General features: G+C 45.1%; 13 protein-coding genes. 8 read left to right on the top strand and 5 right to left on the bottom strand.

What is annotated here, in order from left to right:
* The first annotated feature begins 22 nt into the window (after positions 1-22).
* The 3 genes from thiK to LIX84_RS19900 all read left to right on the top strand — a co-directional run bounded on the left by thiK (position 23) and on the right by LIX84_RS19900 (position 3,348).
* Positions 23-904, top strand: coding sequence for a thiamine kinase (thiK, locus tag LIX84_RS19910; RefSeq protein WP_226422027.1), 882 nt, complete (start codon positions 23-25; stop codon positions 902-904).
* Between the two features lie 75 nt (positions 905-979).
* The gene (gene ycfP, locus LIX84_RS19905; protein WP_047008528.1) at positions 980-1,519 is read left to right on the top strand and encodes an alpha/beta hydrolase YcfP; all 540 of its coding nucleotides are present in this window, start codon (positions 980-982) and stop codon (positions 1,517-1,519) included.
* 539 nt (positions 1,520-2,058) lie between these two features.
* Positions 2,059-3,348 (top strand): NAD(P)/FAD-dependent oxidoreductase, encoded by a 1,290-nt coding sequence (locus tag LIX84_RS19900; protein ID WP_226422026.1) that lies wholly within the window; start codon positions 2,059-2,061, stop codon positions 3,346-3,348.
* A gap of 84 nt (positions 3,349-3,432) precedes the next feature.
* On the opposite strand, the gene LIX84_RS19895 is transcribed toward LIX84_RS19900, so the two are convergent.
* The 4 genes from LIX84_RS19895 to LIX84_RS19880 all read right to left on the bottom strand — a co-directional run bounded on the left by LIX84_RS19895 (position 3,433) and on the right by LIX84_RS19880 (position 8,959).
* Positions 3,433-3,981 carry a GNAT family N-acetyltransferase gene (locus LIX84_RS19895; RefSeq protein ID WP_226422025.1) on the bottom strand — a complete coding sequence of 183 codons (549 nt, stop codon included), beginning with the start codon at positions 3,979-3,981 and terminating at the stop codon, positions 3,433-3,435.
* Positions 3,982-4,144: 163 nt separating this feature from the next.
* The gene (locus LIX84_RS19890) at positions 4,145-4,915 is read right to left on the bottom strand and encodes a peptidoglycan binding protein CsiV (protein ID WP_006742156.1); all 771 of its coding nucleotides are present in this window, start codon (positions 4,913-4,915) and stop codon (positions 4,145-4,147) included.
* Positions 4,916-4,922: 7 nt separating this feature from the next.
* Positions 4,923-8,384: a transcription-repair coupling factor gene (gene mfd / locus LIX84_RS19885; RefSeq protein WP_226422024.1), complete on the bottom strand. Its 3,462-nt coding sequence runs from the start codon at positions 8,382-8,384 to the stop codon at positions 4,923-4,925.
* A gap of 5 nt (positions 8,385-8,389) precedes the next feature.
* Entirely contained in the window at positions 8,390-8,959 is a 570-nt protein-coding gene (locus tag LIX84_RS19880) for a PilZ domain-containing protein (protein ID WP_114322529.1), read from the bottom strand.
* A 249-nt stretch (positions 8,960-9,208) separates the two neighbouring features.
* Here LIX84_RS19880 and lolC point away from each other — a divergent pair, with 249 nt between their 5' ends.
* The 3 genes from lolC to lolE are packed head-to-tail and all read left to right on the top strand — an operon-like array spanning position 9,209 to position 12,364.
* Positions 9,209-10,417 carry a lipoprotein-releasing ABC transporter permease subunit LolC gene (lolC, locus tag LIX84_RS19875; protein WP_226422023.1) on the top strand — a complete coding sequence of 403 codons (1,209 nt, stop codon included), beginning with the start codon at positions 9,209-9,211 and terminating at the stop codon, positions 10,415-10,417.
* On the top strand, positions 10,410-11,117 hold the full coding sequence (lolD, locus tag LIX84_RS19870; RefSeq protein WP_053807148.1) for a lipoprotein-releasing ABC transporter ATP-binding protein LolD: 708 nt from the start codon (positions 10,410-10,412) through the stop codon (positions 11,115-11,117). Before lolC ends, lolD begins: the two co-directional genes overlap by 8 nt.
* Positions 11,118-11,119: 2 nt before the next feature.
* Positions 11,120-12,364 carry a lipoprotein-releasing ABC transporter permease subunit LolE gene (lolE, locus tag LIX84_RS19865; RefSeq protein ID WP_226422022.1) on the top strand — a complete coding sequence of 415 codons (1,245 nt, stop codon included), beginning with the start codon at positions 11,120-11,122 and terminating at the stop codon, positions 12,362-12,364.
* Positions 12,365-12,512: 148 nt separating this feature from the next.
* Here lolE and LIX84_RS19860 read toward each other — a convergent pair whose 3' ends face one another.
* Positions 12,513-13,022 carry a DUF2062 domain-containing protein gene (locus tag LIX84_RS19860; protein WP_005390643.1) on the bottom strand — a complete coding sequence of 170 codons (510 nt, stop codon included), beginning with the start codon at positions 13,020-13,022 and terminating at the stop codon, positions 12,513-12,515.
* Between the two features lie 8 nt (positions 13,023-13,030).
* Between LIX84_RS19860 and LIX84_RS19855 the strand changes: the two genes are divergently transcribed.
* Together LIX84_RS19855 and msbA are read left to right on the top strand one after the other, a co-directional pair.
* The gene (locus LIX84_RS19855; protein WP_226422021.1) at positions 13,031-15,289 is read left to right on the top strand and encodes a DNA internalization-related competence protein ComEC/Rec2; all 2,259 of its coding nucleotides are present in this window, start codon (positions 13,031-13,033) and stop codon (positions 15,287-15,289) included.
* A gap of 31 nt (positions 15,290-15,320) precedes the next feature.
* Positions 15,321-17,069: a lipid A ABC transporter ATP-binding protein/permease MsbA gene (gene msbA / locus LIX84_RS19850; RefSeq protein ID WP_005390646.1), complete on the top strand. Its 1,749-nt coding sequence runs from the start codon at positions 15,321-15,323 to the stop codon at positions 17,067-17,069.
* Position 17,070: the final 1 nt, after the last annotated feature.

Below are 17,070 nucleotides of genomic sequence, written 5' to 3'. Positions count from 1 at the left end.
GATACTGATGGAGAAGTCATCAATGGCATGGTTTTCTTGGCAACAAGCAAAACAGTTAGATCCGAGTCTTAATGCTCTCGATGGCTTCTTTACTGAGCCTCCGGTAAAAGTTCAAACCGTTACCGGGGGGCTAACCAACCGCTGTTGGCGGTTGGAATCCTCTCAAGGCCTTGTATACATCTGGCGACCGACCAGTAATGTTTGCAAGGCTTTTTCAATTTCTCGCCACAATGAATATCAAGTTCTGAATGCTATCTCTTCATTAGAAATTGGCCCCAAGCCAGTGTTTATCCACGAGCAAGGTTTACTAGTGGAATGGATCGAAGGGCAAGCACTTTCAGATGTAGGGCTACCAGTAAGAGATTTATTATCCATTGCGGCGACCATTCATCAGCACCCGATCAGCGCGCTCCCTTTGGTTCCATTTTCTTATATTTCTCGCATCGATCATTATTGGCTTGAGCTTGATGGTCAGTATGCGGATACGGAATTTGAGGCTCTATACATGAAGTGGCGCACGGAACCGAGTGTAGAGCCGGTTCCACTAGCTCTTTGTCACTTTGACCTGGGGTGTTACAACCTCGTTCGGGGAGATAGTGGGGTGAAAGTCATTGATTGGGAGTATGCTGGTATTGCTGACCCTAGGCTTGATTTGACCTTGACTATTCAAGTCGCGGATGCGCCTGTGGAAGAGGCAGTGAAACAGTATTGCCAAATTCGAGGTATCGACGATACGTCTCTTTGGTTAAGTGGTGTACAGGCGTGGCAGCCAAGAACCCTAGTGATGGCGATGCTTTGGTATCTACTGGCCTATAAATTGTGGGGAGATGAACAATACTTAAACAGTGCGCATGAGTTGAAAGGCTCATTGTGTATGGAAGATCACTGTTTTGAGAACTCGTGATATTTTCCCCTTTAACAGTAAGGAAATAGTGGTAGTTTTAATAAAAGTACCAGATACACACAGGGAGAGGTACACATGATTATTTACTTACACGGCTTTGACAGTACAAGCCCGGGTAACCACGAAAAAGTTCTTCAACTGCAATTCATCGACGACGACGTTCGTTTTATCAATTACAGCACCCTTCACCCAAAGCACGACATGCAACACTTGTTAAAAGAGGTGTCTAAAGTTATCGATCAATCGGATGATCCAAACCCGTTAATCTGTGGGGTTGGTTTAGGTGGTTATTGGTCTGAACGAATTGGTTTTCTATGCGGTATCAAACAAGTGATGTTTAACCCGAACTTGCACCCAGAAAAAACGATGGCTGGTCGAATCGATCGCCCAGAAGAGTATGAAGATATCGCAACAAAATGTGTTGATCAGTTTCGAGCGAAAAATCAAGCTCACTGCTTGGTGATTTTATCCAAAGATGATGAAGTGCATGACAATGCGAAAACGGCAGCTGAGTTAGAAAAATACTATCAAATCATTTGGGACGAAACGCAGTCCCACAAGTTCAAAAAGATCTCTCAACATTTACAAGCGATGAAGGCATTTAAAAATACTTAAGAGTGTTTGAGTGTGAACAGTAAAGCGGCATTTTTTATCGGCTGCTTTGCTGCGACCCCCTATTGTGAGTATGCCGAGTCACTTTCTCTTTAAAGGCCTCATTTTCTTGGTTTAGCGCTTAGAATATTGTGTTCTCCTTACCGTTTTCTTACTTCCATCCTATGTGGCACGAATACCTTGTTGTAGAGTAGTCGAAAAGTAGTCAATCCGTACTCGTCACACGGATTTTGGTTGCCTTCAAAGTACGTCTCTATATAATGAACCAGACTAAAATAATTTGATAAATATCAAAAAAAATTGAGAGCGAGTAATAAACTTGCACAAAAATCTCTGGCGTCGTATCCGTACCAGACAAATATGCTGATTCCTAACAAGTTATTGATAGATAAAGAATAAAATTAGGCAGCAGTTTTTAATCCAAATAAATTGAGACACCTCTAAGAACCAAGAATTCATCGGTTGGATGTATGGCACAGCATGCCTGTGAGCCATATGTCGAGCTGAACCCCATATATTCATTTTTGTAGAGGAAAATCATTGTGACACGCATTATCGTTGTAGGCGGCGGTGCTGGTGGTCTTGAGTTGGCAACTAAGCTTGGCCGAACTCTAGGTCGCAAGAACCGTGCGCAAATTACGCTAGTAGATCGTAAAGCGAGCCACTTGTGGAAGCCATTATTGCATGAAGTTGCAACTGGCTCTTTGGACGAAGGGGTGGATGCTCTGAGTTATCGAGCTCATGCAAAAAACCACAGCTTCGACTTCCAAATGGGTAGCCTTCAAGACATCGACCGCGAACGTAAAGTGATCATCTTAAGTGAGCTTAAAGATGAGCATGGTGAGCTTCTGATGCCAAGCCGCGAGCTAGAATACGACATTCTGGTCATGGCGATTGGTTCAACATCAAACGACTTCAACACTCCTGGCGTTCGTGAGAACTGTATTTTCCTAGACAGTCCAGAACAAGCGCACCGTTTCCGCACAGAAATGAACAATGAGTTCCTAAAACTGCACGCGAAAAACGGTAACGGTACGGTGGATATCGCGATTGTTGGTGCTGGTGCAACTGGCGTTGAGCTATCTGCAGAACTACACAATGCCGTTAAAGAGCTGCGTACTTACGGCTTTGGAGATCTTGACTCTAGCAAGCTGAACGTCAACCTGATTGAAGCCGGTGAGCGTATTTTACCAGCGTTACCTCCACGTATTTCTTCTACTGCTCATCAAGAGTTGGTGAAGTTGGGCGTAAACGTACGCACTGCAACCATGGTGACTAAAGCTGAAAAAGATGGCCTCACCACGAAAGATGGTGAGAAGATCCCGGCACAAATCATGGTTTGGGCTGCGGGTATTAAAGCACCAGATTTTATTAAAGATATCGCTGGTTTAGAAACGAACCGTATCAACCAGCTGGTAGTGAAAAATACACTACAAACGACGCGTGATGATGACATTTTCGTTATTGGTGACTTAGCACAATGTACTCAGGCTGATGGTTCGTTTGTTCCACCACGTGCGCAAGCTGCGCACCAAATGGCAAGCCAAGCATTCAGCAACATCGTTGCGAAGATCAACGGACGCGAGCTGAAAGACTATGTGTATAAAGATCACGGCTCATTGGTGTCTCTAAGCCGTTTCTCTACCGTTGGTAGCTTGATGGGCAACCTAACCAAAGGGTCGATGATGGTAGAAGGCCGTATTGCACGTGTCGTTTATATCTCGTTATATCGAATGCACCTGATGGCGTTGCACGGCGTATTTAAAACCGGACTGATGATGCTCGTGGGCCGTATCAACCGAGTACTGCGTCCAAACCTTAAGCTTCACTAAGACGCCCAATTCACATCTACGCGGGTTGCGCGGATGCTGTATCTTAGAAATATAAAAAGCCACCGCAAGTCGGTGGCTTTTTATTTATGTTAGATCTGCCGGTAAAAGTGAGTACACAACACCATCCTTAGGCTCACCATGAAAAATAAACCGGTTTCTGGCGATGGTTTCTTTTTGCGCACCGACTGACTCAATTAAGGTTTGGCTTGCTTCGTTGTCGGGGTCACAGACAATTTCCAGTCGAGTTAAACTCAGCTTTACAAAGCAGAATTCAGCCAAGGCTCTAACGGCTTCTTGAGCATAGCCCTGTCGTTGATAGCGGTCAGCAACCCAGTAGCCAATACTTGCCATATTAAACGTGTGATATAACTCGTTTACGGCGGCCATTCCTACTAGAGTGTTACTTTGTCGTTCATAGATACCGAAACCGAAAGCTTCTGTTTTTACCCAGTTAAGTCGGGTTGCCAACAGGAAGTCCTGTGCATCTTTCAACGTAATGTTTTGATTACACCAATCTAGCCACTGGTGTAGGGAAGGGGATTCTGCAAGCAAACGTTGTAGTAAGTGAGCTTCTTCAGAAGGGATGAGCTTGAGCGCTAAGCGGGGCGCAATGATTTCAAAATCTGGACTCATGAACTGATACGACTTCCATGTTGAGTTTAAGTAATTTGAAAACTGTCTACTTCATACTGTAACGCAGTTATTTTCCTTGCCCTGCGTTGGTTAGGAATAACTGAGGACATAACAGATAAAAACAAAGCGCAGCAAATGCTGCGCTTTGTTGAATCACTCGTGCTTATCGAACGCGACGAACTTGAATGATCATGCCCATCAATGGGTTGTCTAGGTAATGAGTCTCACTACTACGCATACGGCGTTTTTGATCCATTCGGTAGCTCTTGAGGAACTTTTCTTCTGTTATTGTAGGGGAGATTTCCGCCAAGTTACCGACTTGAACATTGCCATCGACCTCACCTAAATCATCCGCCAATTGCTCAGTTGAAGTTGGTTCAAAACGCACTTCTCTAACACTTGGCTCGCGCAGGTCTAGTGTCGTTTCAGCGAATAGATAATGCTGCACGTAAATTTGGAATCGACCATCTAGTTCATACAAAGGGCCGCTGACTGTCTCCTCACTGTAACCGTCAGTGGAAAATGTCTGAGTACTGCCATTGATTGGACTACCATCTGCGTGATAAGAATCAGAGAAATCTCGTCCACCAACAATACGGAAAATTGGGGCGCTAGATTTGCCTCGGTCACCTTGACGCCATGCTACGTGTTTAAGCACTTTAAACCCAGCATGGTTGTTTAATGCCGCTTCTTGCGCATTCAGGCGGAAAGATGAGCGTGGCAGTAGTGTTACACCTTTAGAGCGACGGTATGATTCACTCTCTAAGCTGCCGACATTTTCCATATCGATTTTTGGCAGTTGATTCGGCCAAGATTCAGTGGTGCTTTCAGCGTCGACTGCTCGCTTGAAAATGATCACTTCAATATCAAATTGACGCTGTGCCCAAGAAGGCATTGAGACACATAGAAGCAATAACGGGATCAGTATTCTCATTCGACTATTAGCTCGTTGGTAATAAATTCTGTTTAAAATCATTCAATAAGTCTTGAACAAACTGAATGCGTTTACGTCGGTCCGCCAATGGTACGCTAAACTTGAACTTAGTTGGACCTTCCATTGCAAATTTTTGCGGCTGTGATTGCAGCAGTTTAACCAAATACGCTGGATTTATGTCAGCATCAGGGTAAAACTCGATAAATCCGCCTTTATCATGGGCTTCTATCTTTTTCGCTTTTAGGCTACCAGCCGAAATTTTCAATTCTGAGACAGCAAGTAAGTTCTTCGTCGCGTCTGGAAGCAGTCCAAATCGATCGATAAGTTCCACTTTGAGCTCTGAGAGTTCTTCACCACTCGTAACGCTCGCAATACGTTTGTACATCGACAGTCGTGTATTAACATCCGGGATGTAATCGTCTGGCAAGAGCGCTGGGATTCGCATTTCAACTTCAGTTTGTTCACGAAGCAGCTCGTCCAAAGAAGGTTCTTTACCTTCTTTCAATGCTTGGACTGCTTGTTCCAGCATTTCCATGTACAGTGTAAAACCAACCGATTGAATTTGCCCACTTTGCTCGTCACCAAGCAGTTCACCAGCCCCACGGATTTCCAAGTCGTGAGTTGCTAGAGTAAAGCCTGCGCCTAAGTCTTCCAGTGAAGCAATCGCATCAAGACGCTTGATAGCATCTTTGGTCATGGCTTTTGGATGTGGCGTTAATAAGTAAGCATAGGCTTGATGATGAGAGCGTCCAACACGGCCACGCAATTGGTGCAGTTGCGCTAAACCAAGGTTGTCTGCACGATCCATAATAATGGTATTCGCCGTTGGTACGTCGATACCAGTCTCGATGATCGTTGTACACACCAACACATTAAAGCGCTGGTGGTAGAAATCATTCATGATGCGCTCCAGTTCGCGCTCACGCATTTGACCATGTGCCACGGTAATTCGTGCTTCAGGAATCAGCTTTTGCAAGTCTTCCGCGGTTTTCTCGATAGTCTCTACCTGATTGTGCAGGAAGTAAACCTGACCACCACGCATGATTTCACGCAGTACCGCCTCACGGACCACAGATTCTTCTCTTTGACGAACAAAGGTTTTGATGGCTAAACGACGCGCTGGAGGTGTCGCGATGATCGACAGATCGCGCATGCCACTCATGGCCATATTCAAGGTACGTGGAATTGGTGTTGCGGTGAGGGTAAGAATGTCCACATCCGCACGCATTGCTTTGACTTTTTCTTTTTGACGAACCCCGAAGCGGTGTTCCTCATCAACGATCAACAAACCTAAATCTTTGAATTTAATGTCGCTCGAAAGCAGCTTATGTGTACCAACGACAATATCGACTTTACCATCGGCAACGTCTTGCAAAATGACTTTTTGTTCTTTGGCCGATTTAAAACGAGACAGTACTTCAACTCGGATTGGCAAGTTGGCAAAACGGTCACAGAAGTTTTCGAAATGCTGCTGAGCAAGTAAGGTTGTTGGTACGAGTACGGCGACCTGTTTACTGTTATCCGTTGCGACAAATGCTGCGCGCATAGCGACTTCCGTTTTCCCAAAGCCCACGTCACCACACACTAAGCGATCCATCGCTTTTGCTTGGCACATGTCTGACAAGACGGCATTGATGGCCATCGCTTGGTCATCCGTTTCTTCAAATGGGAACGTTGCTTTAAACGTTGCGTATTGCCCACGATCTAGCTCAAATTTGAAGCCCGGTTTTAATTCTCGTTTAGCGTAAACATCCAGCAACTCAGCCGCGACATCACGCACTTTTTCTGCCGCTTTACGACGTGCTTTTGCCCAAGCCTCGCCACCCAATTTATGCAGTGGTGCACTTTCTTCAGCACCGCCTGAATAACGGCTAATAAGGTTTAGTGATGAAACTGGTACGTAGAGCTTGGCATCGTTTTGATACTCAAGGGTTACGTATTCCGTTTTCATGCCACCAGCTTCAAGTGTTTGCAAACCGATGTAGCGGCCAATGCCGTGATCAATATGAACCACGGGTTGACCGGGTTTCAATTCCGCAAGGTGGCGAATAACGGTGTCACTGTTGACTGCTTTTTTATCTTTGCGGCGTCGCTGGATAACGCGGTCACCGAGAAGATCACTTTCACAGATCAGAGCGAAGTTCAGCTCTTCGTGAATGAAACCATGCTCTGCAGCGCCTAAGATCAAACTGAAGCGATCACCCGAATCTAGAGCTTGGTAAAGTGAACCATGTACGACTGGGCGAACTTTGATGCCTTGCAACAGTTCTGTTAGTGCTTCACGACGACCTTCCGACTCTACCGAGAAAACAATTTTGCCGCTGAATTGCTCACTGAATTGACGAAGACGCGAAAGCGGTTCTTTATTTTGTTGCTGAACGCCAAGCTCGGCTAACGATTGTACTGGTAGGTTTTGACGACCAGCACGCTTAACCACTTTCTCTAGGCTCAATTGAGCCATAGGGAGCTGTTTTAGTTGGCTGAAGAGTTCGTCTTTTTTCAGCCAAAGTTGTTCAGGAGTCAAAAGAGGACGTAGTGGATCAACTTTTTTCTGGTCGTACCGATATTCGACATCGGTTAAGAAAGTATCGACCGCAGATTCAATATCACCATATGTGATGACTTGAGAGTCTTCTGGCAAATATTCAAATAAAGTCTCGGTATGGTCAAAAAACAGCGGTTGCCAATACTCAATACCCGCGGGCCAAGTGCCTTTGGTCACTTGCATGTAGATCGACTCTGGCTCTCGGCGTGCTTCAAATTGGGTGCGCCAACGTGTACGAAAATCCTCAATCGCTTCTTTAGTGGTTGGGAACTCATGCGCGGGCAGCAATTGGATTTGCTGAATATCGTCGATAGAGCGTTGGTTCTCTGGATCAAAGGTGCGAATGGTATCTATCTCATCATCAAAGAAGTCGATGCGATACGGGTCATCGCTGCCCATAGGAAAGAGATCCAGAATCGACCCACGGCTCGCGTATTCACCTGGCCCAAATACTTGGTCTACGTGGCGGTAGCCCGAATTTTCAAGTTGTACACGTAGCTTCTCAAGCGAGAGTCGATCACCAGTTTTCACCATTAAAGTGTGTTGCAACAGAAAATCACGTGGCGATTGGCGTTGCAATACTGTACTGACCGGGACGATGGTTATGCCATCACGTTGGCTTGGCAGTTGGTATAGGCGCGCGATACGTTCAGAGATGATTTCTTGATGCGGAGAAAAGTTATCGTAAGGCAGCGTTTCCCAATCAGGGAACAGGCTTACTGTTTGGTCGGTGAATTGTTCAATCTCCGCTTGAAGTTTTAAAGCGATTTGCGGGTCAGGCACGACGAGTAGCGAGTGACTCGAATGCTGCTTGGCTAGCTCAGCAATAGCTAGAGGTAGAGCCGCGCCCGGTAAATTACCTAGCTGTTTTTTGTCGCCACGCTCAGAAGGATTGGTGACGGAAAGAATCGTTGCTTTTGTCATAGGAGTTATTTTTTATCTCGCTCCATCGAGCGCTGACGTAAAAGTTTTTGTTGTTGATATAGTGCCGCTTTTATCAGCAAATCTTGGTCAGATTCACGTAGCATCTTATATCTAAGAGTGATAATGAAATCTTGCTCTGAAGCCTCACATTCTTCTACTTGAGCGTAACCGTAAATCGCTGCAGCAGGATGATCGAGAAACAGTTTAACACGAACGAGTTGTTGGGCAGATAGCGCTGTATCTGAACGGTAACTGAGTTGGCTGGCGCCAAACTTTGTGGTTTGGTATCGAATGGAGGCGTCATCTTGTTGTGAAAGCATAAAGCTCAACAAGAGGTTAAGTTTCGCGTTTTGCGTATCAAGCAAGTTAATCACATGCTTTAAATCTTTGTTTTTTAGCTCTAGACGTGCATTGTCTGCCAACATATCTAGATGGCTAAATTCGCTGGCAACAATAAACGGTGCTGGAATTTCGGAGACAAAGGTTTCTTCATCTGGCAAAGCAAAATCCGCACTCAACGTTTCGACGTTGATAGTGAGATTATGATGGACGGTAAAGTATTCTTGCTCTGTCATATAGTCGGTCCTTTTGCCAGCGAGCGCTCCCTGTTCACTCAACAAACAAAGAGAAGTAGGGCACTGATTATCGCTAACTGAATGAAGTTATCAAGTTTACCTGATTTGTCCTTGAACTTTTTGCCCTAAATACAGACTTATTGCATGTCGTTGACAAATTTAGCGATTCTCTTGTCTTCTTAATGAGAAGAGTAAGGTAAGATAATCTGCTAAAGCTTTATATCAAAACAACCAGTTGGTTTGTCTTATATGTATCATCCTATCTCATTATTTATTGGTTTGAGATATCTTCGGGGACGCTCTGGAGATAGGTTCAGCCGATTTGTTTCTTATATGTCGACGGCGGGTATTACGATCGGTGTAATGGCGTTGGTGACGGTTCTTTCAGTGATGAATGGGTTCGAATCGCAGTTAAAAGAGCGCATTTTAGGTGTGCTGCCTCACGCTGTTGTTTCGCAACACGATGGAAAAACGCCGTTGACCGAGTCTGCCCCTTCATTTGTTCAAGCGATGTCGAGTGAATCTGAACCGGAGCCTATCGTGCGTGGAGAGGCTGTAATTCAGAGTTCTGCGCAACTGACGGCAGGTTACCTCATTGGCATTGAACCAAAGAAAGGCGACCCGATTAGCAACCATTTGATTGCTGGGCGATTATCGTCACTTCAAGCGGGCGATTACAATGTCTTTTTAGGTCATAGTTTGGCGCGCGCTCTAAAGGTATCAATGGGGGATAAAGTGCGCTTAATGGTGACCAACGCGACGCAGTTTACCCCACTTGGCCGTATTCCTAGCCAGCGCAATTTTACTGTCGCTGGTATTTTCAATACGGGATCGGACGTTGATGGTCAATTAATGATTGTTAACATGACGGATGCATCTAAGCTGATGCGTTTTCCGAAAGACACGGTTTCTGGTTGGCGTGTCTTTTTCTCTGATCCATTTATGGTGACGGATTTTGCTGATCAACCCATGCCTGACGGGTGGCAATGGAGTGATTGGCGCGAACAGCGTGGTGAGCTTTTCCAAGCGGTGAAAATGGAAAAGAACATGATGGGACTCATGCTAGGTCTGATAGTGGGCGTTGCTGCATTCAATATTATCTCCGCCTTAATCATGGTGGTGATGGAGAAGCAATCAGAAGTCGCAATATTGAAAACTCAAGGCATGACTCAATCTCAAGTGATGACCATTTTCATGGTGCAAGGTGCAAGCAGTGGTGTAATTGGCGCGATTGTTGGTGGTGCTGCGGGCGTGATCTTGTCACTTAACCTGAACGCTATTCTTGAATCTGCTGGTGTGGCGCTATTCAGTTTTGGTGGTCATCTACCCATCTTGATTGATTCACTGCAAATTCTTTTAGTGGTGGTGTTGGCGATTGCTCTTAGCCTTGCTGCTACGCTTTATCCTTCTTATCGAGCATCTTCTGTTAAACCTGCTGAGGCACTTCGCTATGAATAAGCTATTAGAATGTCGTGATATTCGTAAAGTCTACCGAGAGGGTTCGTTAGATACGGAAGTGTTGAAAGGCGTAAGTTTCGATATCGATAAAGGGGAGCTGGTTTCTATTGTTGGCTCTTCTGGTTCTGGGAAAAGTACCTTATTGCATATTTTAGGGGCGTTAGATGACGCAACTCATGGTGAAGTTGATTTTCTAGGGCAAAACCTATCAGCTTTAAGTTCGAATAAACAGGCGGCTTTACGCAACAAGCACCTTGGTTTTGTATACCAGTTTCATCACTTGTTAGCTGATTTTACTGCGCTTGAAAACGTGGCGATGCCACTGATGATTGGCGGTGCTAAAGTAGCGGATGCAAAACAGGCGGCTAAAGCGCTGTTAGATAAAGTTGGTTTGAGTCATCGGATGCAACATAGACCCTCCGAGTTATCGGGCGGTGAGCGTCAGCGTGTTGCGATTGCGCGTGCATTGGTGAATAAACCTGATCTGGTCTTGGCCGATGAACCAACGGGGAACTTAGATCACAATACGGCACTGTCTATCTATGATTTGATGCGCGAGCTCAATAAAGAGTCAAACATTGCATTTTTGGTTGTCACGCATGACAAAGAGCTGGCGGCGAAAATGGATCGTCAAATGCACATGCAAGATGGTTTGCTCGTAGATCGTTTTGTGACTGATACTGCGTTTGCGGAGGGCTAATTTTGTTTACCTCTTTAGCATTGATGATTGGTGGTCGCTTCAGTCGAGCGAAAAAGCGCAACAAGATGGTGTCTTTCATTTCGCTTTCTTCAACGATTGGCATTGCGGTTGGTGTAGCCGTGATCATTATCGGTCTTTCTGCAATGAATGGCTTTGAGCGCGAGCTGCAATCGCGTGTGTTGTCAGTTATTCCACACGGTGAGTTGGAAGGCGTTAATGGTCCGCTTCATAACTACACCAAAACGATGAATCAAGCCCTAAACCATGAAGATGTTGTTGCGGCAGCGCCGTACGTTCGTTTTACGGGGTTAGCAGAAAAAGGCAGTAAGCTAAAAGCGATAGAAGTTCGTGGCGTAGAGCCTACTTTCGAGCAAGCGGTGTCGAGCTTATCGAATTTTATTGACCAAGAAGCTTGGCAAAACTTTTATGCCGGTCAGAAGCAAGTGATCTTAGGCCGAGGTGTTGCAAACGAGCTAAATGTCGCAGTGGGGGATTACATTACGTTGATGATTCCGCAAACTGGCGGCGCAAACAAAGTGCAGGCTCCCAAGCGTGTGCGCGTGAAGGTGTCTGGGTTCTTAACGTTGAATGGCCAAATAGACCATTCTTTAGCGTTAGTGCCATTAGCGGATGCTCAGCAATACGCGAGGTTAGGGGAAGGGGTCACTGGCATTTCACTAAAAACGGATGATGTTCTCAATGCGCCTTCTATTGTTCGTGAGGTAGGTAGCATGGTGGATGTTTACGTGTATTTGAAAAGCTGGCAGCAAAAGTTTGGTTTTTTGTATCGCGATATTCAGCTCGTGCGCACCATTATGTACTTGGTGATGGTACTCGTGATTGGCGTGGCATGTTTTAACATTGTGTCTACGCTGATGATGGCAGTGAAAGATCGAGCCGCAGAAATTGCAATTTTGCGAACAATGGGAGCAAAAGATAGCCTAATCAAACGTATCTTTGTTTGGCAAGGCGTGTTCTCTGGTGTATTTGGCAGTCTCGTCGGCAGTGTTATTGGTGTCTTAGTGGCGTTAAACCTGACTCCGTTAATTAAAGGGTTAGAGAGCTTAATCGGTCATCAGTTTTTATCGGGTGATATTTACTTCGTCGACTTCTTACCATCACAGTTACACTGGCCAGACGTAGCATTGGTGTCGGTGACGGCGATCGTTTTGAGTTTACTTGCAACGTGGTATCCCGCTTCTCGCGCCGCGAAGTTAAATCCAGCAGCGGTGCTGAGTTCTAAATAACCAACCGTTTTACAATACGAGAAAAGCAAAAAGGACCGAATTCGGTCCTTTTTTGTATTTGTCCAACTTGAGCGACATCGTGTTTCATTCTAACTGTTAGGTGCCCCTCAACTGATAGCGCAAATGCTGATTTTTATGCAGTAACGTCTTATCTTATTTTGCGTTTTTGCCAGCTCCGAACCACTGAGTAGCGCCAAAGTCCTCTAATGCCGAAGTAGCCAATAATCGCGGATACGACACCACAGATAGCACAGCCTAATAAGAATGGAGGGCCAATAGTGCTCATCTGTTGCATGATGAATTCCCACGAAAGTTCAAAGTGGAAAGGTTGCGGAGGAACATGCATCACTAAAGCGCCAAGCTTATACGCAAAATAAAATAACACAGGCATGGTGATAGGGTTGCTTATCCATACCAAAGCGACGGAGAGAGGTAAATTGACGCCAAGCATGATTGCCAAACCTGCAGCCATGATCATTTGGCTTGGTAGCGGAACAAATGCCATAAATAACCCAACAGCAAAAGCCCCGGACGCAGAGCGACGATTTAAACACCACAAGTTCGGGTTGTACAACACATTGCCGAAGACCTTCAATGCTTTTTGGCGTTTGATCAATTCATGATCTGGCATGAAGCGTTTTATCAGCTTTCTAGGCATAGGACAGCATGACTCTCTTAGAAAAAAGTTGGACCTTGGCGTTATTTGTAGCGAGCGTAATTTCGTCAGCTTGGTGGCCGACAATACCAGATTGGCGTTGGTTGCTGCTGGGAATAATAACCACTGGCTCAATAATCAAATTACGTCGTGGCTTAATTAGCATAGGCGCAATTGCGGGCTTTATGGTTGTCATCGTCCACGGCAATGTATTGGAGTCTCAGAGACAAGCCCTTTTTCAAGCAGGGGAGAATATTACCATAATTGGTAAAGTTGACAGCCCTTTTACGCAAATAAGTCACGGATATGAAGGCATTGTGGCTCTAAAAAAGGTAAATTCTCAAACTCTGTTACCTTTTCTTAAACCTAAAATCCGTCTTATTACGCGTTTTCCACTCGATGTTAACAGTGAGTTTACGACATCCGTCTCGTTAAAGCCGATTACAGGCCTACGCAACGAAGCTGGTTTTGACGCCGAAAAGCACGCAATGGGTAAAAGCATTATCGCACGCGGTGTTGTTAACGAGGATGTTACCTGGATTATTCGCTCTACTACATCTTTTCGCCAAGCCATTATCGCTGATGTTTCGGAGGATGTGTCCTCCCTTCATCATTTCTCGTTAATAAATGCGTTAGTTTTTGCCGATCGCTCTTGGTTATCTAAGGAAGATTGGCAAGCACTCAGAGACAGTGGTTTACTGCACTTGGTCTCGATTTCGGGCTTACATATTGGTATGGCGTTCACTTTTGGGCTAGTGGTGGGCGGTGCCATTCGTTATACGTTACCTCAATACCAGCTATTGCCTAGCTTATGTGGGCTGATGTTTGCCGTTGCCTATGCTTGGTTAGCGGACTTCTCATTACCTACTACCCGCGCGGTGTCGGTATGTGTTATTTACGTCGTTCTCAAGTATACCTTAGTGCACTGGGCTTCCTGGCGGGTACTTTTGCTTGCGGTAGCGCTACAACTGCTTGTTCAACCTTTTGCATCGTATAGCATGAGTTTTTGGTTATCGTATTTGTCAGTTTGCGCAGTTTTGTTCGCAATCAATTTGATTCGGCATCAAAACGGGGGCTGGAAGGCGAAGTTAAAAGTGCTATTGCTTACTCAATTGATGTTGAGTGTGTTAATCGTGCCTATTAGTGGCTATTACTTTTCTGGTTTCAGTTTGTCATCAATTGCATACAACTTGGCGTTTATTCCTTGGTTCGGATTTATCGTTGTGCCTTTGATGTTTCTGGCCCTGTTCTCATCTTTATTTCTTGAAATGATAGCAAAGCCTCTGTGGCAGTTGGTGGACTGGTCATTGCAGCCATTGAGCACGTCAATACAGTATGCGATAGGCTCTTGGCAACCCATTAGTATAGAAATGACAGGGTTGATTCTCGCGGGAATTGTTTGCTTGGTGTTTCAACGATTCATGTTTCATTTCGCGTGGTGTTTGTTACTTAGCATTGTAATTAGTATTCAGCTCACATCGGAGTATGATCAGCAACATTGGCGCATTGATGTACTAGATGTGGGCCATGGCCTTGCGGTGATTGTAGAAAAAGACGATAAAGTGTTGCTCTATGACACAGGTAAAGCATGGCAAAATGGCAGTATTACGGAGCAGGTCGTCACTCCGGTCTTGCATCAACGAGGTTATGAAAGCATCGATACGATGATCCTCAGCCATTCCGACAATGACCATGCAGGAGGACGCTTGTTCATTGAAGATTCCTTTTCGCCGCAGCGCAAACTCAGTAGCCAAAATTTTATCGGATATGAGTCTTGTACTCGCGGCGATCATTGGAAATGGCAAGGATTAAATATAGAAGTACTTTGGCCTCCTGCTCTTGTTCAACGCGCATATAATCCGCACTCCTGTGTGCTACGTCTTACCGACCCCATTTCTACGTTCAGTATGCTTTTTACTGGTGATATTGAGACCATTAGTGAGTGGATCTTGCTCAGGGAGCCTGAAAAGTTAAAAAGTGATGTGATGTTGGTCCCTCATCATGGTAGTAAAAGTTCGTCGAATCCTCGCTTTATTGAAGCGGTAAACCCGAGTGTGGCCGTTGCTTCTTTGGCAAAAAATAATCAATGGGGAATGCCGGCAGAACATGTTGTTGCAGCATATCGCAAGCTTGACATTACTTGGCTTGATACTGGGGAATATGGTCAGGTAAGCTTCTCTATTCACCGTGATAATTGGCTCTCAGAAACCAAACGTAGCGATACATTTGAGCCTTGGTATAGGCAGATGCTGCGTAAGGGAGTAGAATGAGAGTCTTAATGTAAGAAAACAAAGCACTTCTATGTCGATAAATACTGATGAAACGACTTGGCAGACGTTTAAGCGTCTATGGCAATTTATTCGCCTTTACAAGTCAGGTCTTGTCGTTGCAGTCATTGCATTAGTTATTAATGCTATATCAGATACCTATATGATTTCCCTATTAAAACCATTACTAGATGAAGGTTTTGGGAACGCTGAATCTGATTTTCTACGCACGCTTCCATTGATTATTTTTGCCATGATGTTTGTCCGTGGCATAAGTGGATTTGTCTCCACATACTGTTTGAGCTGGGTATCCGGCAATGTGGTTATGCAAGTCCGCCGTATGGTATTCAATCACTTTATGCATATGCCTGTGTCTTACTTCGATAAGGAAAAGACGGGCAATTTATTGTCACGCATTACCTACGATTCAGAGCAAGTATCTGCGGCAACTAGCCAAGCGTTAGTGAGCATCGTTCGCGAAGGTGCAAGTATCATTGGCCTGTTAGTCCTGATGTTTTACAACAGCTGGCAGTTGTCGTTAGTGCTGTTTGCTGTTGCTCCCGTTGTCGCGTGGGGTATTGGTGTCGTTTCTAAACGTTTTAGAAAAATATCCAAAAATATGCAGACAATGATGGGCAACGTGACTGCGTCAGCAGAGCAGATGCTTAAAGGCCATAAAGTCGTGCTGAGCTACGGCGGCCAGGATATCGAACGTAAACGATTTGAGAAGGTCAGCAACCAAATGCGTCAACAAAGCATGAAGTTGGTGACAGCTCAAGCAGCGGCTAACCCTATCATCCAAATGATTGCGTCACTTGCTATTGTTGCCGTTCTTTACTTAGCAAGTATTGACTCGATTAAAGAGCAACTGACTCCAGGTACATTTACCGTTGTATTCTCTGCGATGTTCGGTTTAATGCGTCCGCTTAAAGCGCTTACTAACGTTACCTCTCAGTTCCAACGTGGTATGGCTGCGAGCCAAACGCTCTTTGCGTTGATTGACCTTGAGCCTGAGAAAAACGAAGGTAAGTTGACAGTTGAACGCGCAAATGGCGATGTTTCAGTTAAAAACGTAAGCTTTACTTATACTGGCGCAGAAAAGCCAGCATTGGAAAATGTCAGCTTCGATATTCCAAGAGGGAAGACCGTTGCGCTGGTTGGTCGTTCCGGTTCCGGTAAAAGTACCATCGCGAACTTGTTCAATCGTTTCTATGATGTTGATAGTGGCTCTATCACATTAGACGGACATGATATTCGTGAATACGAGCTAAAGAACTTGCGTCAGCAGTTTGCGCTAGTATCACAAAATGTTCATTTATTTAATGACACGATTGCAAACAATATTGCTTACGCAACGGATGGAAAATACGAGCGTAGTGATATAGAGAAAGCGGCAAAACTCGCGCATGCTATGGAATTCATCAGCAAAATGGATGATGGACTTGATACCATGATTGGTGAAAATGGCGCGAGTCTATCTGGCGGTCAACGTCAACGTGTCGCTATTGCACGTGCTCTATTGCGTGATGCACCGGTATTAATTCTTGATGAGGCGACCTCTGCTTTGGATACGGAATCAGAACGCGCTATCCAAGCTGCATTAGATGAGCTGCAGAAAGACAAAACGGTACTCGTGATTGCGCACCGCTTATCAACAATCGAGAAAGCCGATGAAATTCTTGTGGTTGATGATGGCGCCATCATTGAGCGTGGCAACCACGCCGATCTTATTGCAAAAAATGGTGCGTATGCACAATTGCACCGTATTCAGTTTGGTGAATAGA

The sequence above is a fragment of the Vibrio sp. E14 genome, assembly GCF_020515785.1.
Classification (GTDB): Bacteria; Pseudomonadota; Gammaproteobacteria; order Enterobacterales; family Vibrionaceae; genus Vibrio; species Vibrio diabolicus.
Note: the sequence above shows the minus strand (reverse complement) of the source record. Positions and strands in the feature narration are given on the sequence as shown.